We start from the raw sequence: 25,968 nt of genomic DNA, 5'->3' as shown, positions 1-25,968 counted from the left end.
CATGCCCTATAAATGAAGATCATAATCGGACAAACGCGCATGAAAAATAACCTTTAACTCTCTATATTAGCAAATGTTTTCGTAGGTTTGCATAAACAATTATAATTCGAACCAATGGCTTTTTTTCAACAAACTGTATTAAACAAATATCTCCGCAATCTTAATAGTGAAAATATATTAACAAATTATGAGGTATTCAAAAAAACATTTCATAACCCTGAAATACAGGAGAATATTCGACAAAGCAATGAGGAGCAATATCAAGGAGGGTTTTTAAACGATCTTTTTGTAAACGTTCTTGGTTATAAACTCAATCCACAAGAGAACTTTAACTTAACTACTGAATTCAAAAACGTAAAAGATTCAAAAAAAGCCGATGGGGCAATCCTCATAAACAACAAAGTAAAGGCTGTAATAGAGTTGAAAGGAACAAACACCATCGACCTCGATAAAGTTGAAGACCAAGCATTCGGATATAAAAACAATCAACCCGATTGTACATATGTTATCATCTCTAATTTCGAGAAACTTCGTTTCTATATCGATAATGCCATTGAGCACATAGAGTTTAATCTTTTCGCGCTTACTGAAGAACAATTCAAAATATTATGGTTATGCTTGGCTTATGAAAATATCGCCGACGATTTACCAAAAAAAATAAAAACAGCCTCTATCAGTCAGGAAGATGAGATAACTAAAAAGTTGTACGAAGATTATTCACAATTTAAACAAGAGCTATTTCGCAATATTGTAAAACTAAATCCCGAACATGACGAGTTAGAGCTTTTCAAGAAGTCTCAAAAACTGTTAGACCGCTTTCTATTTATTTTCTTTGCCGAAGACAGAAACCTGCTACCTCCCAATTCTATGCGAAAAATTTTGCACCAATGGAAACAGTTGCAAGAGTTAGATGCATATATACCTCTATACGACCGATTTAAGTTGTACTTCAAATATATGAACACTGGACATAAAGGCAAAAATGACGATGTTTATGCATACAACGGCGGACTATTTAAACCCGACACCATACTCGATTCCATTATAATTGATGATGCTGTGTTACACGAACACACGTTAAAACTATCCAACTATGACTATGCAAGCGAAGTAGATGTAAATATCTTGGGGCATATCTTTGAGCATTCACTCAACGAAATAGAGGAGATAAAAGCTAATCTCGAAGGAAAAGAGGTTGATAAAAACAAAACAAAGCGCAAAAAAGACGGAATATATTATACTCCTAAATATATTACCAAGTACATTGTAGAAAACACAGTTGGCAAATTGTGTGACGAGAAAAAACAGGAGTTGGGCATTGTAGAAGAAGATTACATCACAGACAGAAAAAGAAACACTTCAACTAAAAAAACTCTACTCAATAAGTTAGAGTTGTATCGCGCTTGGTTATTGAAACTTACAATCTGCGATCCCGCATGTGGTTCGGGAGCGTTTCTGAATCAAGCGCTCGACTTTCTTATCAAAGAACACCGCTATATAGATGAACTTATTGCCAAAGTTACCGGCGCTTCTATTGTGTTTGGAGATATTGAAATTAGTATTTTAGAAAACAACCTTTTTGGCGTTGACTTAAACGAAGAGAGTGTTGAAATTGCCAAACTTTCTCTATGGTTACGCACTGCACGCCCGCAAAGAAAATTAAACGACCTTAACGACAATATTAAATGTGGAAATTCACTGATTGACGACCCCGAAGTAGCAGGAGATAAAGCGTTTAATTGGGAAGCCGAATTTCCACAAGTATTTGCTGAAGGAGGGTTTGATGTGGTGATTGGAAATCCGCCGTATGTAAGAGGGAGAGAATTAGAAGAAAAGGAAAGAAGATACTTGGACAAATATGGTATAGCATCAAACGATACAGCAATTTTATTTATTAAAATAGGGAAATCTTTAATTAACACGAAAGGGGTTCTGTCGTACATTGTCCCTAAATCTTTATTGTATGCTTCAAATTGGGATGTAATCAGATATGAAATATACAAACACTTGTATATGGTTATTGATTGTGGTAAAGTATGGAATGAAGTATTATTAGAACAGGTTATTTTTGCTTTATCTCATTGTTATTCTAAGGAATACAAAACTGGCTTTAGATTTGAAAATACAATACAAGAGTTAGATTTTGTTGATAACAAGTATGTAGAAATTTTCAATTTTTTACCAGCAAGAGAAACATCTAAGACATTAAGTATTGCTAAAAAAATGTTAAATTCAAGTACTTCTTTGAATTCAGCTTACAAAAATATCGCAGGAGTACCTAACCAAAAACACATAACAAGCTACGGAGATTATAATATGATCGGAGGTGCTGAATTTAATAGGTTTGAAATTTACAAATTCAAAGGCAAGATTGATAAAAAATGGGTACAAACAGATAATGCTTTTATAAAGGAGAATACTTTAATTGTACAAAATATTATTGCACACATATTGTATCCTGTTGAGCATATCAAAATAACTGCTTGCATTCCCTCAAAGGAGCATATTAATGTTACTACTATAGCTAATACTGTAAATCAGCTAAGCACAGAGTTAGAGATTTCTAATAAATTCACATGGTGCATAATTAATTCTAAATTAATAAACTGGTATGTTTTCCATTTTGTCTTCGCAATGGCAATAAGAACAATGCACTTCTATAATCCTATAAGTGAAAAAACACCTTTTAAATATAAAGACATTGACCAACAACCCTTTATCGACAAAGCCGACCAAATGCTTTCGTTAAACAAGTCTCTGCAAGAAATATTGCAAAAATTTACACGTATGCTTGAACGCCGTTTTGAGATTGACAAAATACCTAATCGGCTGCAAGAGTGGCATACACTTTCGTTCAACGAGTTCCTTAATGAACTACGTAAAAGAAAAGTTAAATTATCGTTGGCACAAGAGACAGAGTGGGAAGATTACTTTCACGCCGAAAAAGAGAAAGCTACCACTATCGCAGAACAAATTTCTGCAACCGACCGCGAAATAGACCAAATGGTGTATAAACTATATGATTTAACCGATGAGGAGATAGAAATAGTAGAAAAGGGGTAAATCTTTAAAGTTTTAACTCAATTGTTCATTGCACATTGCTAATTGCTAATTGATTAAGGTGAGTTCAACAACAATAACATCCGCTTTCGTGACAGCCTTAATATCAACGTTTTCATGATTAGACGGAGTGTCAAAAAATAGAACATCGCCACTATCTACTATTTTGTCACATATTTGTAACTTGCCAGAATAGATGTAAAAAAGAGCTTTCTGTGTTTTTGTGCTAAAGTTCACTGTTTGAGCACTTTCTGCGCTTAACCCCAAGTGTCTAATATGACCTCTTACGTTACCTTTTGTCATTAGGTTAAAATCCGTAGCCTTGCCAATGCTTCGGGTATCCCACTCTCCGGAAAATGTGTCGGTATCGAACTTACCTAACGTTTTGGAATAACGCCCCTCGTGTATTAACTCTATTTCTCCGTCTAAAATCATTATCTCGCGATTTACATCGGCAAGTTTTGTAAACTGAGACTCCTCAATCTCGATGGTTGCCGTGCTTACACGAAACAGAAAGTTTCGCTTTTGATAGTCACTTCCTTTTGGATAGATAAAAAGCTCTGTGGTGGTTCCTCCCGACCAGTTTGTTGTTTTGTGTGATTGCTTCTGTATTACAAGTATTTCCATATGTTTGAATAATTTAATTTCTATTTCATGTTTGGGCTAAAGCCCACTAAACACACACATAATCACATTCCACGACTTAAAAGTCATGGCTATTGACATGATAATCAGCTAACTAATTAACAATTCTTCATTCGTAACTTGTAACTCGTAATTCGTAATTCATAATTCGTAACTCGTAACTCGTAACTCGTAATTATTAATCAAAAAACCTGCATCTTTGGCAAAGAGGCTCAACTTTTTGAAAATTTCTAAACCCGTTAATAATAGCCGTTGCTCTTGGGGAATTGATAATCTCCTGCAAGTCGCGCTCAAAAATATTTTGCAAATTAATAACTCCCTCACTATCAATGCAGCATGGAACGACCGTGCCATCACTTAATATTGCTATTTGGTCACGTAGCCCTAAGCAAGTTCCTTTGGTTCCTAAAATAGGCAGAGAGAGATTAGCCCACTGGAACTCAAAATCGGAATTCAACCACAACTTGTCGTTTATTTTCAACCCTACGGCGGGTTTTAGCGTTTCTGCAATGCTAAAATCTAAATTAAACTCTGTTTCAATGGCTCTAAAAAGCTCTGTATTAGATAGATGTGTCTCTCTACTGTCATTAGATTGGTTCCAAAATCGTAGCGATATTACAATATCAGTCTCTCTGTGCGCTAACCTTATAAAACTGAACACGGTTTGCAAGTAAAGCTCTTTTGACAGGTTTTTCGGCAACTCGCTATAGCAGTGTAACGATATGTTAATCTGCTTAATAGCCGTTTTTGAAATCAAAATATCGCTTGCGCTGTTTAGTAAAGTTCCGTTTGTTACCAAAACTGTTTTAAGTTTGTATTGTGCGCACAGATCGAGTATATCGCTCAGGTTCGGGTGCAAAAGAGGTTCACCTTTAACGTGCAGATAAATATAGTCGGTAAACTGATGCGTCTTTTGCAATATCAGCTCAAAATTGGCAACCGACATATACAGCTTTTCCCGTTCGGATACTGAACAGAAGCTACAACTGAGATTGCACTCGTTGGTTATCTCGACGTATATTTTTCTGAATCGTTTTTTGGGCATGGTTAATTCTACAAACCGTCCTCCACTTTGCTTGACAATAAATGAATAAAAGTATAGATTATTATTCGTAGGCGCAACTTTTTATGCTAAATTTGTGAGTAAATAAATTACATTTATTAGTTGAATCTACCGATCATGAGACTTATATTACTACTAATCGGAATATTGCTTTACTCAAGCAGCTGTATAAGAGATATATTGGCAGATGATAAGCTGACTCTAAAAAAAGAGCCCTACATCGGAAACCAGCTAAGAATTGATGGATACTATTATGTGATGGATTTAAATAACTCAGTGATATCTACACTATTTTTTTACAGAAACGGGCTACTACTTTACGGTGGTGGCGGAAGACCTGGCTCAGTAGGGTTTGACGAGCTAGAAGCCGATTTATTTACATCTGAAACGTTTCTTAACACGATTAAAAATCATAAATCGTGTTGGGGAATTTTTCAAATAATTGATAATGAGATACGATATGAAAAGTGGTATCCATCATCAGGAGGAGGAATGCCTGCTTATTTAAGTATAGGCGAGATACAAAACGATACCACCTTTGTAATTACAAAGGCAATACGACCGAAAACAGATGAGACATTGGTGCTAAATGAAGTTTTCCACTTCAGAGCATTTGCTCCTAAGCCAGATAGTACGAACAATGTTATACCATAGGATAAATAAAAGTATTAAAAGTGAAAAGAATAATTATATCTCTCATAATAATTTGTTCTGCAAAACTCGCCCATTCTCAAATGTATTGCGATGACATACATGAGCAACTTGACACTATCCAATTCGAAATTTTTACCCAAATATGGAACGACAAACAGTTTTCCGAAATAAAAGAGAATATCATTACCGAGTGCAATAAAACAGATGATAGCTTATTGATATGTTCATATTCGTTTGAAATAGTTTTTACCAGCAGTAATATGCCGTATCAATGTTGTTACACAGAAGACATGAAAATTATTTATGAGAAAAAATACAGAAAAAAACATGGATATAAGATGATAGATCAAATTAAGATGTTAGACTCGCAAATGAACTTTCTTAAATCTGTTGAAGATAACAACAAAATCCCGATGGAGATGATTAATTACTTTATACTTAGATTTTCTGTTTCTTGTGACGAAAAACCAAATGAGTATTTTCAATATAAAATCTTTTACGACACAGACAACATAAACGCAACACTTACAGAATCATGTTCATTGAACTAAAACACTCTAAATTAACAAAGCCGTAAAAAATGATAATGTTCCGAAAATTATGTTTTAGAATCGAGTCCAAAATTTGCAAATGCAGCCACTGAAGTGAAAATTTCAAAATAGTAATAGAGCACTGCAATATAGTATAGATTACTGTTCGTAAAAACATCCACCTATGTTAAAGTTTAGTTAAATAAATTCAACAGTAACTTTAATCAAACTTAATATCCATTCAACTTACTTTATTTATAACACGCTAATTTTCACAATTTTATATTACTAAAACGCACTATATATTTCCCTAACTAACAGTTTTGGTAAGATGTTACAATTCTACCTATTTTTTAATTCGTCAAATTGTCTATAAAAAATTTAAAAAAGTTTGTAGCTTTGCCATTTAGTAGCGAACTGCAAAAACACTTAATTACAATGAACTACAGAAAAATGAATTTGATAGGCGGCTGGCTGACATTTGCCATCTCTGCCTTTGTGTATCTAAGCACAATACCTTACACAACAAGCTTTTGGGATTGTGGCGAGTTTATTGGCTCGGCTTATCGAATGGAAGTTTGCCACCCACCAGGAAGCCCACTGTTTCTAATGATGGGACGACTATTTTCAATGTTCGCCCCCACTCCCGCAGATGTTGCCACAATGGTTAACATAATGAGCGGACTGGCAAGTGCCTTTACAATTATGTTCCTCTTCTGGACAATCACACACTTAGCCAAGAAACTGATAGACCCCGATAACAGCGAAACAGTTGGTAAAACATTGGCTATCATGGGAGCAGGTCTAACAGGTGCGCTTGCATACACTTTTTCTGATACATTCTGGTTTTCGGCTGTTGAAGGAGAGGTTTACGCTCTATCGTCACTCTTTACAGCAGTCGTCTTTTGGGCAATTTTAAAATGGGAGAATGTTGCCAACGAACCGTCGGCAAACAAATGGCTTCTCCTAATCGCATATCTCATGGGGCTTTCAATAGGTGTCCACCTTTTAAACCTGTTGGCAATTCCCGCAATTGTTATGGTATATTATTTCAAAAAATACGAACCCAGCACCAAAGGAGTTATTGGCGCACTATTAGTATCCGTTGTTATCCTTGGAGCAATAATGTACGGCATAATTCCATATACTGTAAAAATAGCATCATGGTTTGAACTTGGCTTTATCAACGGTTTAGGAATGCCTTATGGAACAGGTATGGCGATATTTGCAATATTGCTGATTGGCGGACTTATTTGGGGAATACACCGAACCTACAAAAAGAAAAAAGTTGTACTAAACACCGTACTACTCGGCGTTTCGCTTATAATCTTAGGATACGGCTCTTATGCAATGACCGTTATACGTTCAAATGCAAATCCCCCGATGGACCAAAACAATCCGGAAAATATGTTCAGTCTGCTGTCGTATCTAAACCGCGAGCAGTACGGCGACAGACCACTATTCTACGGTCATGTCTATTCTGCACCGGCGTTAAGTAGCACTCCAAAAATATCATACCGACCAAAAGATGGCAAATATGTTCCGTTCGACAATGGTATGAACATTAAATACGATGATAGATTTTATATGCTTTTCCCACGTATGTTCTCAGCTAACGAAACACACATTGAAGAGTATAAACGTTGGGCAAATATAAAGGGTACTCCTATCACAATAAACTACGGACAAGAACCTGAAACGAGAATAAAACCAACTTTTGGAGAAAACGTTAAGTTTTTAATTAACTATCAGCTTGGCTTTATGTACTTCCGATACTTTATGTGGAACTTTGCCGGTCGCCAGAACGATATTCAAGGACACGGAGAGTTGGCAAATGGAAACTGGATAAGCGGAATACCTTTTATCGACAACGCCCGACTTGGAGATCAGTCACTCCTACCCGACTCGTGGGAAAACAAAGCCAACAACAAATACTATTTCTTACCACTGATTCTTGGGATAGTTGGGCTACTATATCAATACTTCAGAGACAAAAAAGATTTTTGGGTTGTAATGCTTCTGTTTGTCTTAACAGGAATTGCAATTGTTATATACCTGAATCAAACGCCGATACAGCCACGTGAGCGAGACTATGCCTATGCTGGCTCGTTCTATGCCTTTACAATTTGGATAGGGATGGCGGTTTTGGCTCTGTACGAGCTACTACAAAAGGTTATAAACAGCAAAGTGTCAGCTGTTGCTGCAACGACAGTTTGTATGTTAGGTGCTCCAATAATTATGGGTGCTGAAAACTGGGACGACCACGACAGATCAGGACGTTACATGGCACGCGATTTTGCATACAACTACCTGAATTCCTGCGACGAAAACGCCATTATCTTTACTATGGGCGATAACGACACATTCCCAATATGGTATATACAAGAGGTTGAAGGTGTTAGGACTGATGTAAGGGTATTGTGTCTTCCATATTTAAGTACCGATTGGTACATAAACCAACTGAGACGGCAAGTCTGGGAAAGCACACCCGTTAAATTTACAATGGAGCCCGAAAAATATGTCATGGGAACGAGAGACATGGTTTATGTTTTCGACCGTAAAGAGCTGTATATTAACGAAAAATACGAGGCTTCAAAGAAATCGTTAGAAGAACCATACAACAATTTGTATGATCTGTTAGTATCGACACTAAGTAAAAGCGATTTTCCCAAAAGCGAATCCACAACATGGAATCAACTTAAAGAAGATAGAGATAGAATATATCCAGCCCAGCTTATAGGTCTTTCACGCATGTTGACGCAAAGAGATGCTATAGTTAAATACAAGATTAATGAGCAGAAAGCCAGACAATTAGAGTCTGAAACAAGTCGTGTTCAGGATCTAATTGGATCAGCGCCACTTCCTGCAAAACTTGCAATGAAATTTGTCTTAGACGACAATATGAGTACTAAACTTACAACTGGAGAAAGCTATTTACCGGCAAGACGACTTATAATTCCCGTTGACAAACAGAAAGTTTTAGCCTCTGGAACAGTGCAACCAAAAGATTCCGCTAAAATCGTTGACAACATTGTGTTTGAAATAAAAGACAATGTCATAGGTAAATCTGATTTAGCTATGTTAGATCTTTTTGCAAACAACGACTGGGAACGTCCTATCTATACCACATCGACTGCCGGTGCCGGAGTATTTACTGAATTATTAAGACAATATTCTCAAAATGAGGGATTTGCATACCGATTTGTCCCAATCAAAAACGAAACTGGCGGAGACGGAAGTATCAACACCGATATCTTGTACGACAACCTAATGAACAAATTCATGTACAGGAACTTAAACAACATGGATGTTTATTACGAGTGGACTGAAATCAGATCACTACGCACAGTCTCTCTTCGGGACAAATTTACTGCTCTCGCCGATCAACTTCTTAAAGAGGGAGAAAAAGATAAGGCTGTTGAAGTTATGAAACGTTCATTTGAGGTTCTTCCGATAGAAAGACTGCCCATTGATTATTTCTCACGCAATGCTATCAGAACATATTACGAAACAGGCGATATTACAGCTGCTGATAGCATAGCGCGTCTGGCTGCTATAAACGCTATTCAAGAAATCAATTTCGTTTTACAACCCGATCCTTTAATTGAGAACGGTTATGTACGAGAAGAACAACTTGCATATTTCTTATTACAAGATATTATGGAAGTACTAAGACGCTACAATCGCACCGATTTAAAGAACGAGTTAAGCAGCTATTTAGCTAAGAAATTAGAGAACAAATCAAAACTAATTCCCGAAATAGCAAACGCACCAGATGAGCATAAAGAGCTTATACGAATGCTCTTTTCTATAGATCCAAAATACACTGACACTTGGTTAAAATCTCTGACACCAGAACAAAGAAGTGTTATAGAGAAGTTTTTATATCTCAATGAATATGAGTCGAAAGTGATTAATATTTATGCTCTCTGGGCACTTTAGCAATGAACAATTGAGTGTTAGGATGTTGTAGAGACGGAGCATGCTCCGTCTCTTTTTTCTTAATATCTCTTAACTTCTTAATGGTTTAATACCAATTGTAATTTTAAAATAGTCCAATCGGTATTATCCACAATAACGCAATCTGCAAAACCATGTTATTTATTTGTTAAAGAGGACAAATGGTATCCCTTTATACTTTTAAAAGGCATATACTTGCACATAATCAACGTCAGTTTAAGTATAATGAAAAATCTAATAACATTAAAAACAGCTAAAATTATGAAAACTAAGATTTTTGTATTATTGATGACGCTTAGTTCTATAGCACTGTCGGCACAAGAGAATACTGAACCTTCATTGGGAATGGGAGGAAATTATGGTGGTTTTACAAGCCTAAAATCAGGTAGTGTATCAAATGGACTATACACTAACTTATTTGTCAATTACCGTTTCAACAAATTTGACTTTTCCCTCGGATACAACGTTACATATTACAATAAACTAATAGATAAAAAAGCAATTTTTAGCTACAGTAAGGGCTATTCTGGCGCAATGCTCGGTTTAGGATATTGTTTTTATAAAAATGAGAGCGAAAACCTGATGTTAGGTGCAGAACTAGTAGGTGTGAATGCCTTTTCAAACTTTTTTAAATTTGAAAACTGTTATATGGATCTTTTGCTAAAAATTCATCTATCAGATTTTCATTGGGGTTTAGGAGTGGGATATATGCAAAACAACATTAAAGAATATTTCCCGTCTCAGATAAACAATATGACATTTTCTTTGCACATGGGTTTTTATATCTTATGATTTGGGAAACAATATATTTTGAACACAAATCAAAGCAAACTTGACGGATATCTTCGACTTGAAAAGCCTGAATGAAGTACTATTACCACAATGTTAGAAGCATCTGTCGCTGTTGTCATAGCAACTGTATTAATGAAGTAGGATATATCATAAGGTGTTTTGTAGTGTCTATTAAAATAGGGGTTAAAGTGCAAATTTCAACCCTTATTTATTTTAAAACTGTTCCGTTTTACACAAATTTCAGTAACTTTATGATTCGGAATTATAGCAGAATTATCAGTAAGTTTTTCTATTTGGAATCAAACTTTACTCACTTATAACAAAAACATGAATAAAATATCCTATTTATTGCTTATACTACTATTGATGTCTCAAAATCACTTATTTAGTCAAGATTTAAAGTTCGTAAATTACGTAAACCCCATGGTTGGCACTAAAAGCATGGGACACACTTTTCCGGGAGCTTGTGCTCCTTTCGGCTTGGTTCAATTAAGCCCCGATACGGAAATGATTCCTCACAATATTGACGGTGTTTATCAGCCCGACGCATATAAATATTGTGCTGGTTATCAATATGATGACAAAACCATTATAGGGTTCAGTCACACCCATTTCAACGGAACAGGACACTCCGATTTAGGCGATATCCTGATTATGCCGATGACTGGCGAAGTAAAATTAGATATGGGAACCGAAGAAAACCCCGAGAGTGGCTACCGTTCACGATTTAGTCACGATAATGAGAACGCCCAAGCTGGTTACTACTCCGTTCTTTTACAAGACTATAATATTCTTGCAGAAATGACTGCGACTGAACGTGTAGGCGTACATCGCTACACTTTCCCGCAAAACACAAAAACAGGACATATCATCATTGATTTGGATTACGGAATTTACAATTACGACGGCAAAGTTCTAATGGCAAACCTACGTGTCGAAGATGAATACACCCTTACAGGTTACCGTATCACGCGCGGATGGTCAAGAATGAATTACACACATTTTGCCCTGAAGTTTTCAAAACCTATCCAAAACTATGGTTGTCGTAACAACGAAAAAGTTCTATATAACGGTTTTTGGCGAAAATTTGATATGACCAAAAACTTCCCCGAAATGTTCGGAAAACATCTGACAGCCTATTTCAACTTCGATTTTTCAGACGGCAAACCCCTCGAAATTCAAGTGGCACTCTCCCCTGTGGATTGCATAGGTGCAATGAAAAGCCTTGAAGCTGAAACTGCCGGAAAATCGTTCGACGATATTCGTAACGAAACGCAACAGAAATGGGAAAAAGAGCTTAGCTGCATCAAATTTGAAGCAGACGAAGAGACAAAATATATTTTTTATACAGCACTCTATCATACCATGATAAACCCCTCTGTTTATCAAGATATTGACGGACGCTATCGTGGCATAGACCACAACATTCATCAAGCCGAGAACGGACAAACCAACTACACAGTTTTCTCGGTTTGGGATACGTTTCGTGCGCAACACCCATTGATGAATCTGATAAAACCTGCACGAAGCACTCAGTTTGTCAACTCTATGTTAAATCACTATAAACAAAGTGTACATAAGGCGTTGCCCGTTTGGTCGCACATGGGAAATGAAAACTGGTGTATGATTGGCTATCATTCCGTTTCGGTTGTTTCAGACGCAATTGCTAAGGGATTAGATATTGATAAAAAATTAGCATTAAAAGCTTGCGTAAACAGCTCCAACATTGACTATTTCGACGGCACAGGCGATTACAAAAAATATGGATATGTGCCTTTTGAAAGAAGCTCGTCGGCAGCCTCTATTACATTGGAATACAGCTATGACGATTGGACTATCCACGAGTTGGCAAACCGTTTAAACAACAGTGAAATCAGCCAAGAGTATGCTCGCCGAGCGTTAAGTTACCGTAATATCTTCGACTCCTCCTTGCACTTTGCTCGTCCGAGACTCAAAGATGGAACGTTTAAAGAGGATTTTGACCTGTTGGACACTCACGGACAGGGTTTTATCGAGGGAAATTCGTGGAATTACTCCTTTTTTGTACCACACGATGTAAATGGATTGATACACGAAATGGGTGGCGAAAAACAATTCGTTAGTCGCTTAGATTCGCTTTTCACGATGGACCTTCCTGCTAAATATTTCGAAAAAACCGAAGATATTAACGAAGAGGGTCTAATGGGCAATTATGTGCACGGAAACGAGCCAAGCCACCATGTAGCCTATTTGTACAAATGGACAAACGAGCCGTGGAAATCGGAACACCGTCTTCACGAAATTATGCGTCAGATGTATAAAAACAGAATAGACGGACTGTCAGGTAACGATGATTGTGGACAGATGTCTGCCTGGTACATCTTTTCAGCATTAGGATTTTACCCTGTTTGCCCGGGCTCAGACCAGTATGTAATCAGCTCTCCCAAAACAAAAGAGGCAACTATTTATTTGGAAAACGGAAAAACATTCACTGTTAAAACTGTAAACCTTTCCGATAAAAACGTTTATGTGAAAGCCATAAAGCTTAACGGTAAAAAATATGAAAAGCATTTTATAACACATTCCGAGATTCTCAAAGGTGGCGAAATACTCTTTGAAATGAGCAACAAACCAAACAGAAAATCTGCTTCTTATGAAAAACCCTATTCATTTACAAATTAGAGCCAATGATTTTGAAAATCCAATCTTGTATTTCTTAATATTCGTCCTTCAAAATGACCTTTGAAATGACCTCGAACATCACAACTTTACACGAATTTTGAAAACTATTCACAAAACAAAATAAATTTTGTAACTTAGAAATTAAATTCGTATCTTGAATCATTATAAAAAATATACTTTTAAAAAACTATAAAACTATTTATGCAATAAATTCCCTTATCCAAGGGATTTAATACATCAAAATAAAAAACATTATGAAAAAATTTAATCTTTTATTAGTATTAGTTTTTGCCATGCTTTGTAACATTAAAGCGCAAAATAGATTGGAGGACATACGAGTTAGTCCTAAAACGGCCGTAGGTAAGGCAACATCATCACAAACAGCACCTATTAGAGATGGAGAAGTTATTATACATTATGACGGTGTAAATGTCGGTGGCGTTGGAACGGATAGCGTTGCAACATTTACTGCTGCTGTAAGGCTAACTAACGATGAATTAGCTGATTACTATAACGCTTTCGAAATTACCAAAGTCCAATTTTACATCAGAGGTACAGAAGCAACAAACACCACCATCAAAATCTACGGAAACGGAACCAATACAACAGCCGGAGAATTATTAGTAAGCGAACCTACTTCTGCTCCACAAGAGGGGTGGAACACTCACACACTTACAAATCCCTTGCTACTTGAATCAGGCGACTACTGGGTGGGATATGAAGTCGTAACCACAGGAGGCTTCCCTGTAGGAAAAGATGCAAACACTACGGTTGCAGGAAAAGGTGCATGGATTTATTTCGAGGAAGATGGCTGGAATGAAATAACAGCTATAAGCCTTAGTGGTAACTTTAATATTCGTACAGTAATATCACCCAAGGACGGAGCTCCGTGCATACCTGTTACAAACGTTCAAACTACAGTAAACGAATCGAATATAACTATTACATGGAACCCTCCGGCAAATGAAAACCCACGCACTTATACAATTACCAGAAATGGAAACGAAATTGCAACAGGAGCTACAGAGACCACCTATACAGACAACGATTTATCCGCCGGCACATACAGTTACTGCGTAAAAGCAGTTTACTCGGAATGTACATCAGTACCAGCATGCGCAGAAATTGTTACAATAGGAGGTACAACAATATTCTATCCTGCAACAAACATTCAAGGTATTGCAGAAGGTTCCAATGTGAAATTATCATGGAATGCACCAGAAGCAAGTGATGGAGAAATCATACTTCAAGAGAGTTTCGAAGGCTATCCAAACGGTGAAGAGACACAACCACCGGGATGGATTGTTCACGCAACACCCGATGAGGACGGAGACAGATGGGTTACTATTGATTTAAATTATATAGAATGGATTACAACATGGCACGATGGACCAGGAGCAATGGGTTCTTACTCATGGGCAGTATGGCCTATCGACCCAGACACATACTTAGTTACACCACCAATAGATGGAGCTACACGAATTAAATATTACGTTGCAACTAGAACCCAATACCCTGATCATTATAGCTTAATGGTTTCCAAGACAGGAACCAATCCCGAAGATTTCGTAGCAATTTTCGATGAAACCCCAGTGCCGGAAAAAGATAACACAGAACAGGATAAAAATTCTTATGACAAAACAGTAGTCTGGTTCAAACGCGTAATAGAACTTCCGATAGGAACTAAACACGTCGCTTTCCGACACCACGACTCTTATGACAGAAATATCATTCTAATAGATGATGTGACAGCATATAGCGGCGCACCTTTAGGCGATTACACTTACACTGTTACCAGAAATGGTGCTGAAATAGCAAGCGGACTTACAGAAACAGCTTTTATGGACACTTATGTCCCGGGCGGAACAAACGAATATTGCGTAAAAGTAGTTTACAAAGAAGGCACATCTGAACCCGCATGTACATCTATTACCGGCATCAACGAAAACATGATTGGTAAAATAAAAGTATATCCCAATCCGGCTAAAGACAACTTAACCATTGAGTGTCCGGAGGAGATAAGCAAGGTAGAAATGTTTGATGTTCTCGGTAGAATAGCTTTAAGCAACGAAAACGTTTCTAACGCTACAGTTGATATATCATCGTTAAACAACGGTGTTTACTTTTTAATTATCCACACCGCAAGCGGAAATGGCGAGTATAGAATAATTAAACAATAAAAGCCATGTAGAGACGTCATACCATGGCGTCTCTTTTTCTTAATATCTCTTAATTTCTTAATGGTTCAAACTACACCTCCAACTCACTCAAAAACTCACGATTTTGTTCAAAAACCGTGCCTATTACAACTAAATTGGCGCCTGCTTCAAATACAGAATTTATCTGATTTACACTGCGCAAACCACCACCAACAATTAACGGAATAGTTACCGCATCTCTAACCGCTCTAATAATTTCAATAGACACAGGAGAGCTTGCACCCGAACCAGCCTCTAAGTAGAGAGCTTTTAATCCAAGCATCTCTCCGGCAAGTGCCGTGGCAACAGCAATATCCGGTTTATCATTGGGAATTGGCAAGGTGTTACTCATATATCTCACCGAATTAATATTGCCACAATCAAACAGCATATAGCCTGTTGGAATTGTCTCAATTCCGTACCTTTTTATTAAAGGCGCAGCCACAACATGCTGACCAATTAAAAACTCTGGATTTCGCCCCGATATTAACGAAAGGAATAGAATTGCATCAACCTCTGGATTTATTTGTAACAAACTGCCCGGAAACAGAACTGTTGGCAACCCTGAAATCTCCTTAATTTGCTTTGTTATCTGTTTTGTTTCATTAAAAACTAAACTTCCACCAACGAAGACTGCCGAGAGTTTGTTTTTTATATCAGGCTCAGACAATAGCTTAATCGAGTCAATATCAACCTTATCTGGGTCAACTAAAAGAGCTATGTTTTTTTTGCGTTCAAAGAGTTTGTTAAAAATCATGGCAAACATTTAAATTGTCAACAATCCAAACCATTTTAAAGTTCCCGATTGTTTCTAAGTTCAAGTTGTTAAGTAACACATTTTTTTTCAAAAATCGGCACGATATCACACCCGACATAAAATCTTTTATTGGCTCTATTTTTATATCTCTCTTAAAATCAACCTCTCCGCTACCATAAAGTTTAAAGACAGCTTCTTTTACACACCACAGGACTGTTAACTCCTCGTCTGTTTGCGCAAAGCTAAGCTCACTGTCGGAAAAAACCCTGTGGGCAACTTTGGATACACGTGAGCTAACCACCTCAATATCAACAGCACACCTATACTTTGAGACTATAACAACCACCATAGTGCCTGAATGTGATATACTTATATGATGCGATTTGATTTTGGGTCTGCCATTCTCGTCATAGCGAATTTCATCGTCTGTGCCGATAACATTTTGTAAAAGATATCTTACCACCACCCACTCTCTTTTGCGCCTTTCGTTATTTACACATTGATAATAAGATTTATCGTTCGCCGAGAAGTCTGTCTTTTCGGTAAAAAAAGATAGATCTTCGGTAACATTCCAAATAGCTATGGTGTAGTGTTCAAGCTGACGTTTTGCGAATAGAGGCATGTCAATTCCATTGTAATGTTTTTAACATATGCTCAATATCATGCTTCGCAAAATCGATGATTGGAGCAAGAGAATCTTCGTTTGGACGACTATTTATATAAAGCGAACCCCGTAGAAAGTGCTTAGTCGAGTCGGTAACCACAAATTGAATATTTGAGGCAACATCGCCGCGTATACGATATAAAATTCCATAAACCCGTTTTTCAGGATAAAGAATTAAAAACTCATCAATCCCTGACGATTTTATTGTGTGCTTATATACAAAATAATGAACGTCTTCAGTAAGTTGTTTAAGATTACCTTTTACGGGTTTGTAGCTGTAGTGAATCTCAATACCGTAATGAGGATATGATAAATTAAACCAATGCTCACCCTTTGGAGATCTCTTTTCGGTATAAACCATATAATCGGGCTTCTCAAAAGATAAAAAGCTATACGACACGGGTTGATATGTGTGCTCGGGGAACTGAAAACGCAGATAGCCCATTGGGCGAGGCGTATATTTTTCACGACACGAAAACATTGATAGTAAAGTTACAAGCATCACAACTGTCAATAATCGACAGATATTACTCCTTAACGCAGATTTTACCAACATAACTTACTCAGATTGCTCAACTTTTACCTCTACCTTTTTAATTCTTCTACTATCAACCGATTCAATTTTAAACACGAAGCGCCCAATTTTAATAATATCGTATTGCTTAGGCATCTCTCCTGTTTCATTTAAAATTAATCCTGCCAGGGTGTCGGCATTAACATCGCTGAAGGTATCTCCATCGCATCCGACAACACGACAAAAATCATTAATAGAGACTTTGCCGTCAAACAAGTATGTGTTATCATTTACGCGAGTGTAATTGATTTCCAATTCGTCAAACTCGTCACTTATTTCGCCAATAATCTCTTCGATAACATCTTCGAGCGTAACAATGCCCGATGTTCCGCCGTACTCATCAACAACCACTGCCATATGGATATGTTTTTCTCGCAACTCCTCAAGCAGATCGTTCACACGTTTATTTTCAGGCACAAAGTATGGTGGTCTAATCATCGACTGCCAACCGAAAGTTTCTGGCTTATTCAAGTGTGGCAACAGGTCTTTTATGTATAAAATACCTTTAATACTGTCTATTGAATTGTTATAAACTGGTATTCTGGAATAGCCCGACTTTGTTATTATTTGTAGCAAGCTTTTAAAGTCGGTCTTTATATCAACCATAACTATATCAACACGAGGAACCATTATTTCGCTCGCCTCGATTGACGTAAACTCAACTATGCCTTTTAGAATGTCCTCCTCTTCAGTGGTAACATTCGATGTAAGCTCAATGGCTTCGGATAACTCATCGGCAGAAATTGATTCGTTTTGTTTTATCCTTCTGTCTATAATTGTACTTCCTTTTACTAAAAGAGCACTAAAAGGTTTTAAAATAACCGAAGCCACAGATATTGGGATAGCCATATTTTGAGCCACTAAATTGCTTTTATTTGTGGCTATTACCTTTGGAACAATTTCACCAAAAAGCAAGATTATAAATGTTATTCCAACTATTTGTACAAGGAATCCCACTACTGGATAATTGCTAAAATCAAAAACCTTATTCGTCAAATAGGAGCCTAAAATTACTATTGCAATATTTACTAGGTTGTTGCTAATAAGAATAGTACCTAATAAACTTTTAGGTTTCTGAAGCAATTTAATTAGCGCCTCAGTTTTTCTTGTTTTTTTCTTCTTTATTTGTTCAATATCTGAGGGCGCAAGCGAAAAGAATGCCGCTTCAGATCCTGAAATTAAGCCTGACATTGTTATCAATATCAGCAAAACAAAAACACCTATAAAAAACTCAAAATTAAAACACCCTTCCTTTATCAAACTCACTGCCTGCGGGTACGGTTCAGTATCCAAAATAATTCAATTTAGTTCAACAAAAAATGATTAATCCCTAAATAGCTTTGGGACTAATCACCCAATAATTATATTAGAACGGAAGATCGTCTCCTATATCTCCATTATCAACAGTTTCATCAGAACTAAAAGAATCTGCAGAATCTTGAAGTCCTTGTTGCGTTCTGTTGTCTCCTCCTTGTGGACGACCTAACAATTCGAATCTTTCTGTTATGATTTCGGTAATGTATCTGTCTTGACCTTGCGATTCATACTTACGGGTACGAATTTTCCCTTCAATCATAATTTGGGTTCCTTTTTTAACATAATCCTCTACAACTTTAGCCAACTTGCCGCCTACTACTATGTTATGCCAATCGGTTCTCTCTTGTAGTGTGCCTGTTTTATCTCTATATCTTTCGTTGGTCGCTAAAGGGAAATTAGCTACGCTGTTAGTCTCGAAGTGTCTGATATCAGGGTCTTTACCTACTCGTCCTAATAAAAATACTTTGTTTAATGACATAATGTTTTTCTATTTTTGTGGTTAATAATTAAACTTCTCAAAAATACACCATATTTTTATATTATCTAATTTCAAATGACAAAATAAATATTTTTATCACAAGAAAATGGTATAATTCAGAAATTTGGTGTTAACTTCGGTTAATTTGTATTAATCAATTATGCAAATCATTATAACGACTGTTGCATATACAGTAAAACACAGTTATACAAACAGTTAAACACGCGTTTTTATTAAATGTTTTGCGTGCGAATAGGGTCGATTATATTTCGGCAACACTCATTCGCACAATACGTTAAAAATTTCACTTCTAAAACTGTCCCGATTAATACAAAAACTTGGTAATTTTGCAGTTAAATTAAAAAAACAGTCTATTATGTCAGAACAGAAAAAAAGTAACCGATTGTTTGATGAATTTCCACCAGTAAGCCCCGAGGCTTGGAAAGAGAGAATAGTGGCTGACCTAAAAGGTGCCGATTTTGACAAAAAACTTGTTTGGAAAACTCGCGAAGGCATTGATGTTCAGCCTTTTTACACCGCACAAGATCTGTCAGGGTTAAGCCATTTAGACAACAATCCCGGGGAATTCCCTTACGTACGTGGCAACAAAATCAAAAATAATGATTGGCACATAAGCCAAAATATTTGCGCTTGCGACGTCAAAAAAGCAAACAAAAAAGCTCTTGATATTTTAAACAAAGGAGTAACATCAATTTGCTTCGAATTCCACACGGATAAAACACCCACGGCTAACGATATCGAAACATTGATAGAGGGAATTTGCGTAGAAGCCATAGAGCTTAATTTTGCAGGAGTTGTCGGCATTGTTGATTTCTCAGAAGCACTATTACAAGTTTTGAAGAAACACAAAATCGACCCGTCAAAACTCATCGGCTCAATTAATTACGACCCAATTGGCAGATTTACACTAAAAGGAAAATTCTGTACAACACAGCAAGACGCATTCTCTAAATGCGAAAAAATAACAAAACTGTTTGCATCGTACAATCAGTTGAGAACCATTACTGTAAGCGGCATTCACTATAGCAACGCCGGTGCAACAACAGTTCAGGAGCTGGCTTTTGCGTTGGCTGTAGGTAGCGAATATATTGCGCAACTATCGAAATTGGGATTGACCGCTGCCGAAATCAATAATAAAATGAAATTTCACTTTGATATCGGAGGAAATTATTTCTTTGAAATAGCAAAATTCCGTGCAGCACGTCTTCTATGGTCACAAGTAATGCAACAGTACGGCGCAGCGAAAGCAGATTCTAAAATGTACATTCATGCGCAAACATCAGAATGGAACAAAACCATTTACGACCCCCACACAAACGTCCTACGAACAACAACCGAAGCGATGTCGGCTGCGTTGGGCGGTGTACAATCAATGGTTATTGACCCGTTCAACACTATTTACGAAGATTCAAACGAACTATCGGAACGAATTGCACGTAACCAACAAATTATCTTAAAAGAAGAGTCATATTTCGACAAAATTATCGACCCAGCAGCAGGTTCATATTACTTAGAAACTATCACACATAAGATTGCCGAGAAAGCGTGGAAACTTTTTGTTGAAATCGAAAACAAAGGCGGTTATTTAGCAGCATTCCGTGAGCAGTTTGTACAAAACATTCTAAATGAAGGAGCCAAAGCACGCAGACAAGCTGTTGCCAACCGACAAGAAAATCTTCTCGGAACAAACCAGTTCCCAAATTTCAAAGAAGAAAAAGAGCATATAAATCCCGATGCACTAAAACCCACGGATTTAACAAAACCCGATGCAGAAGTTCCCGGAATTATTCGCTACAGAGGAGCGCAAGAGTTTGAGCAACTTCGTTACCGCACTGACGTGTATGCTAAGAAAAACAGAAGACCTCTGGCATTTATGTTGACTTATGGTCCTGTGGCATTTAGCAATGCACGTTCGCAATTCTCGCAAAACTTCTTTGCTGTAGCAGGATTTGCGGTAAAAGACAATCCCAATTTCGACACAATCGCCGATGGTGTTAAAGCTGCAAAAGAGGCAAAAGCTGACATCGTTGTTCTTTGTAGCTCAGACGATGAGTATGCAACCATTGCTCCACAAGCATTAGAGTTATTGGATAAAAAAACCATTTTGGTGGTTGCAGGTTTTCCAAAAGATAGCGTTGAGGAGTTGAAATCGAAAGGTATTAATAACTTCATTCATGTACGCTCGAACGTACTTGAATCGCTTACAGGTTTCCAAAAGGAACTTGGAATTTTAAAATAACAAACTCTTAAAACTATAGTTATGAGACCAAAATTCACCGATATAGATTTTTCAAAAATAAAAGCCGAAAACCCTACAGGCAAAGCTTGGGAGGAGGCTCAAAAAATAGCCAAAGACTGGATTACAGCAGAAAAAATTGCTGTGAAATCTGTTTATAGCAAAGATGATTTAAAGGGCATGGAGCATTTAAGCTACGCAGCAGGTATCCCTCCATATTTACGTGGACCATATTCTGCTATGTATGCCATGCGACCATGGACAATTCGCCAATATGCAGGCTTCTCGACCGCCGAAGAGTCTAACGCATTCTATCGCCGTAACTTGGCATCGGGTCAAAAAGGACTTTCAGTAGCATTCGACCTTGCCACACACCGTGGCTACGACTCTGACCACCCAAGAGTTGTCGGAGACGTCGGTAAAGCAGGCGTTGCAATAGACTCAATCCTGGATATGAAGATTTTGTTTGACCAAATTCCATTGAATAAAATGTCGGTTTCAATGACCATGAACGGAGCAGTACTGCCGATTATGGCGTTCTACATCGTCACAGCATTGGAACAGGGTGCAAAATTGGAGGAACTTGCAGGAACAATTCAAAACGATATTTTGAAGGAGTTCATGGTTCGTAATACTTACATTTACCCACCAGAATTCTCAATGCGCATTATTGCTGATATTTTTGAATATACAGCCAAGAATATGCCCAAATTCAACAGTATATCAATATCGGGATATCATATGCAAGAAGCCGGCGCAACCGCCGATATCGAAATGGCATACACCTTAGCAGACGGATTGGACTATCTGCGCACAGGACTAAAAACAGGTATGTCTGTTGACCAATTTGCGCCACGTCTTTCGTTCTTCTGGGCTATAGGAATGAACCACTTCATGGAAATTGCAAAAATGCGCGCTGCACGTATGTTATGGGCAAAGATTGTGAAGAAATTTGATCCACAAAATGTGAAATCAATGGCATTGCGTACACACTCGCAAACATCAGGTTGGTCATTGACCGAACAAGACCCGTTTAATAATATCACGCGTACTTGTATCGAAGCAATGGCAGCGGCTTTGGGACACACACAGTCACTCCACACCAACGCATTAGACGAGGCTATTGCACTGCCAACTGACTTTAGCGCACGTATTGCAAGAAACACTCAAATATATATACAGGACGAAACCCAAATTTGTCGCGTAGTTGACCCATGGGCTGGTTCGTATTATGTTGAGGCACTTACAAAAGAGTTAGTAGATCGTGGCTGGGCACTTATCGAAGAGATCGAGAGCATGGGCGGTATGGCAAAAGCAATCGAAACGGGAATACCCAAAATGCGTATCGAAGAAGCCGCAGCACGCAAGCAGGCTCGTATCGACAGTGAAAAAGATACTATCGTGGGAGTAAACAAATATCGTCTTGAAAAAGAAGACCCAATAGATATTCTCGAGATAGATAACACTATGGTACGACTTGCACAAATAAATAGATTAAAAGAGTTACGTAAAAATAGAAACGAACAAGAGGTTCAAGCCGCCTTAAACGCTATAACAAAATGCGTTGAAACGGGCGAAGGCAACTTGTTAGAGTTGTCGGTTATTGCTGCACAAAAACGTGCTTCGCTTGGCGAGATTTCTGACGCTTGTGAAAAAATTGTAGGGAGATATAAAGCTGTGATACGTTCAATATCAGGAGTATATGCTTCGGAGTCTAAAGAAGATGACGAATATGCACGCGCAAAGGCATTGTGCGAAGAGTTTGCTAAGAAAGAGGGTCGTCAACCACGTATAATGGTTGCTAAGCTCGGACAAGATGGTCACGACCGTGGTGCCAAAGTTGTAGCAACGGGCTATGCCGACATCGGTTTCGACGTTGACATAGGTCCACTATTCCAAACACCCGAAGAAGCCGCTAAAGATGCAGTCGATAATGATGTTCACGTTATTGGAGTATCATCGTTAGCCGCAGGTCACAAAACCTTAGTTCCGGCTGTTGTGAATGAGCTAAAACGCCTTGGACGTGAGGATATAATGGTAATTGTAGGCGGAGTTATTCCACATCAAGACTACGAAGATCTCTACAAAGCAGGCGCTATGGCTGTATTTGGTCCGGGAACACGTATCTCCGATGCAGCTATAAAAATTCTTGAGCTTTTAATGGCTGAATAATAATTTAGAAACACAAAAAATCAAAGCCAACTAAATCATATGATTTGGTTGGCTTTATTTGTAATCTAACGTTACTTCCTGTTAATGTATCAAGGCAAAAAGGGATATTTACACCCCTGTTAGTTTTCTAAAATAATCATAAATTATTACCATTGCAAGAGTGTCAAGTTCGCAATATCTTTTTAGAGACTCAATTGTTGAGTTTCTTTGACCATCGGGCATTTCGGCAAACTGTATTCTTGCAAATGCTGTCATTGCGGCTCCTCCGTCTGCGACAGTTTCACCGGAATCGTAGTCAGAAATAATAATATCGTTAAATACAGGACTTAATAATTTATATGGGTCTATAACTTGTCCATTATCATCAAGTTGACACCAAGTCATATTATCAGAAAAGTTTATACTTGTAACGTTTATTTTGCCTATCGGCTGTGAATATTTGTCTTTCACATAATCAGATTCCATTACTGCTGGCAAAACGGCTTTAATAGAGTTCGATCCTTTCATTCTTGGATGATAATAAAAATCCTTTACCAACTTCAGCATATCAACCATTGCTCGTTCCTCTCTATCGCCTGTTATTGATATAATAAACTTTTTTAACTCTTCTTTATCCGGCAAGTTCTCTGCGTTAGTATCCTCAATTTGCTTTAGAATTTGGTTCAATACTGTTTTTTCATGTGCTGCATATCTAAAAATTGTTCCGTTATCATTTTCGAGTGCTTTTTTTAAAGCTCTTACAAAATCAAAGTTGGGAAACTTACCTCTTTCAATTTCAATAAATTCAGTTTTATGTTCTACTTTGCCACTCTTGTGCATAATGTGATGAGAGAACTGAAAAGCAATCTGCTCGTATGGTCTTTGACCTTTGTAAAAAGGAATTGCAACCATACAAGTCTCAAAATCAATAAAATGTAATGGATAATTAAAAGATTGCATTTGATTTCTTAAACCTTCTTCTTCGATAAAAGGAGTATTATCTTTGGTTTTATATTTTTCTACTTGCAGCCATTGTCTCTCTCCTACAGACAATGCGATTGAAGTTTGGTCAAAATCTCCTATATCCTCCTTTTCAACCTGATCTAAGAAAAAAACTCCTTTATCAAACATTGATTTTTTCTTTCTATTATTCCATATTTCGGACATTTTTGGTTTGGTGTACTCTTCATCGCTCCAACTGTAATGCTTCGACCAACACTCTTTAAACCCCGATTTTGATAAATCCTCGCTTTGAAATTCGCAACTAAAGCACATGTGAGAAAGTTCCGAGTCGATTTGTTGTCCTTTGGAATGCAAGTCTGCCCAATGAGTAACTTTTTCTTCAAAACTAAGATTATCTTTATCTGGCTCAGTTAATATCTTGTAAACCTTATCACTTACATTGATTTTTGACAAAACAGGCTCACCTATTCCATGCTTCTTAATCATTTCGCTATTTAGCAAAACGCTTGTACGTTCAGCACTCTCTTTGATAAGTCTAAACATTTGATTTAACCCATTAACAGTTGCAGCTTTTGACTTGTCGGCTAACATCAAAAAGGAATCAATTTGCCAGTGTGGAAAAGCCTTTTTCATTACAAAAGTTTGAAAAGCAACATCTTGAATGTATGGATCTTCAAGTTTAAAATCTGGTTTCTCTCCGTTAAAAGATTTTGATTTAACCTCGATTAAGTTTATTATATTGCCTTTTTTCTCAAGAATATCGACTCTGATAAAAAAGTTTTTGTATTTAATTGCTGCCTCAAAAATTACTACGTTTTCATTTTTTAATAATTCATTGGTTTTCTCTAACGGAACGTCATAGCCTCTGTCCGCAATATTATGACCACCCGGATAATATAGTTTTGCGAGTTCTCCCACCTGATAGCCGCCCTCTGCAAGAGCTTCAAGAAAGCTATCTTCTTTTTTACTATTGTCATATTGAGTATCTCTATCCTGATAATATAATTTTGCAGGACAATCTAAACAGGTTTTAAAACGAGATTTTGTAAAAAGTTTCATTAGTTTTTATTATTAAGTACTAAACTTTTGTTTTTAGACAGTTTGGTCTATAAATATACTGTTATTAAAATGCACCGCAAAATATGCGGTAAAAAATCTCGGATTTCACCGCCCATTTGTAATAACAACAAATTTATATTTATCCATTGAAAACTTCGCTAACTTGTATTGTCATAAAAAACAAA

General features: G+C 37.2%; 17 protein-coding genes. 9 read left to right on the top strand and 8 right to left on the bottom strand.

Annotated elements, in window-relative coordinates; genetic code table 11:
* The first annotated feature begins 114 nt into the window (after nt 1-114).
* The gene (locus tag GX311_02040; GenBank protein NLK15159.1) at nt 115-3,063 is read left to right on the top strand and encodes an N-6 DNA methylase; all 2,949 of its coding nucleotides are present in this window, start codon (nt 115-117) and stop codon (nt 3,061-3,063) included.
* A gap of 45 nt (nt 3,064-3,108) precedes the next feature.
* On the opposite strand, the gene GX311_02035 is transcribed toward GX311_02040, so the two are convergent.
* Nucleotides 3,109-3,687, bottom strand: a complete 579-nt coding sequence (locus GX311_02035; protein ID NLK15158.1) for a HutD family protein — start codon at nt 3,685-3,687, stop codon at nt 3,109-3,111.
* A gap of 196 nt (nt 3,688-3,883) precedes the next feature.
* Nucleotides 3,884-4,750, bottom strand: a complete 867-nt coding sequence (locus GX311_02030; GenBank protein NLK15157.1) for a radical SAM protein — start codon at nt 4,748-4,750, stop codon at nt 3,884-3,886.
* Between the two features lie 135 nt (nt 4,751-4,885).
* Here GX311_02030 and GX311_02025 point away from each other — a divergent pair, with 135 nt between their 5' ends.
* The 6 genes from GX311_02025 (at nt 4,886) to GX311_02000 (ending at nt 15,545) form a co-directional block, all read left to right on the top strand.
* The gene (locus GX311_02025; GenBank protein NLK15156.1) at nt 4,886-5,422 is read left to right on the top strand and encodes a hypothetical protein; all 537 of its coding nucleotides are present in this window, start codon (nt 4,886-4,888) and stop codon (nt 5,420-5,422) included.
* Nucleotides 5,423-5,442: 20 nt separating this feature from the next.
* A complete protein-coding gene (locus GX311_02020; protein NLK15155.1) occupies nt 5,443-5,973 on the top strand; it encodes a hypothetical protein in 531 nt (176 codons plus the stop codon).
* 417 nt (nt 5,974-6,390) lie between these two features.
* Complete coding sequence (locus GX311_02015; protein ID NLK15154.1) at nt 6,391-9,894, top strand: DUF2723 domain-containing protein; 3,504 nt, start codon at nt 6,391-6,393, stop codon at nt 9,892-9,894.
* A 279-nt stretch (nt 9,895-10,173) separates the two neighbouring features.
* Entirely contained in the window at nt 10,174-10,704 is a 531-nt protein-coding gene (locus GX311_02010) for a porin family protein (protein ID NLK15153.1), read from the top strand.
* A gap of 327 nt (nt 10,705-11,031) precedes the next feature.
* On the top strand, nt 11,032-13,365 hold the full coding sequence (locus tag GX311_02005) for a glycoside hydrolase family 92 protein (GenBank protein NLK15152.1): 2,334 nt from the start codon (nt 11,032-11,034) through the stop codon (nt 13,363-13,365).
* 254 nt (nt 13,366-13,619) lie between these two features.
* A complete protein-coding gene (locus GX311_02000) occupies nt 13,620-15,545 on the top strand; it encodes a T9SS type A sorting domain-containing protein (GenBank protein ID NLK15151.1) in 1,926 nt (641 codons plus the stop codon).
* A 70-nt stretch (nt 15,546-15,615) separates the two neighbouring features.
* On the opposite strand, the gene GX311_01995 is transcribed toward GX311_02000, so the two are convergent.
* The 5 genes from GX311_01995 to ssb form a co-directional block, all read right to left on the bottom strand.
* Entirely contained in the window at nt 15,616-16,329 is a 714-nt protein-coding gene (locus GX311_01995) for a geranylgeranylglyceryl/heptaprenylglyceryl phosphate synthase (GenBank protein NLK15150.1), read from the bottom strand.
* Nucleotides 16,310-16,942: a 4'-phosphopantetheinyl transferase superfamily protein gene (locus GX311_01990; protein NLK15149.1), complete on the bottom strand. Its 633-nt coding sequence runs from the start codon at nt 16,940-16,942 to the stop codon at nt 16,310-16,312. Before GX311_01990 ends, GX311_01995 begins: the two co-directional genes overlap by 20 nt.
* Before the next feature lies 1 nt (nt 16,943).
* Complete coding sequence (locus tag GX311_01985) at nt 16,944-17,540, bottom strand: gliding motility lipoprotein GldD (protein NLK15148.1); 597 nt, start codon at nt 17,538-17,540, stop codon at nt 16,944-16,946.
* A 3-nt stretch (nt 17,541-17,543) separates the two neighbouring features.
* Nucleotides 17,544-18,749 (bottom strand): gliding motility-associated protein GldE, encoded by a 1,206-nt coding sequence (gene gldE / locus GX311_01980; protein NLK15147.1) that lies wholly within the window; start codon nt 18,747-18,749, stop codon nt 17,544-17,546.
* Nucleotides 18,750-18,924: 175 nt separating this feature from the next.
* Nucleotides 18,925-19,353 (bottom strand): single-stranded DNA-binding protein, encoded by a 429-nt coding sequence (gene ssb / locus GX311_01975; protein NLK15146.1) that lies wholly within the window; start codon nt 19,351-19,353, stop codon nt 18,925-18,927.
* A 376-nt stretch (nt 19,354-19,729) separates the two neighbouring features.
* Between ssb and GX311_01970 the strand changes: the two genes are divergently transcribed.
* Nucleotides 19,730-21,613: a methylmalonyl-CoA mutase small subunit gene (locus GX311_01970; protein ID NLK15145.1), complete on the top strand. Its 1,884-nt coding sequence runs from the start codon at nt 19,730-19,732 to the stop codon at nt 21,611-21,613.
* A gap of 21 nt (nt 21,614-21,634) precedes the next feature.
* Complete coding sequence (gene scpA / locus GX311_01965) at nt 21,635-23,782, top strand: methylmalonyl-CoA mutase (GenBank protein ID NLK15144.1); 2,148 nt, start codon at nt 21,635-21,637, stop codon at nt 23,780-23,782.
* 108 nt (nt 23,783-23,890) lie between these two features.
* On the opposite strand, the gene GX311_01960 is transcribed toward scpA, so the two are convergent.
* Nucleotides 23,891-25,783: a DUF2779 domain-containing protein gene (locus GX311_01960; GenBank protein ID NLK15143.1), complete on the bottom strand. Its 1,893-nt coding sequence runs from the start codon at nt 25,781-25,783 to the stop codon at nt 23,891-23,893.
* Between the last annotated feature and the right edge of the window lie 185 nt (nt 25,784-25,968).

The sequence above is a fragment of the Bacteroidales bacterium genome (genome assembly GCA_012519055.1).
In the GTDB taxonomy this organism is placed as follows: Bacteria; Bacteroidota; Bacteroidia; order Bacteroidales; family Salinivirgaceae; genus JAAYQU01.
Note: the sequence above shows the minus strand (reverse complement) of the source record. Positions and strands in the feature narration are given on the sequence as shown.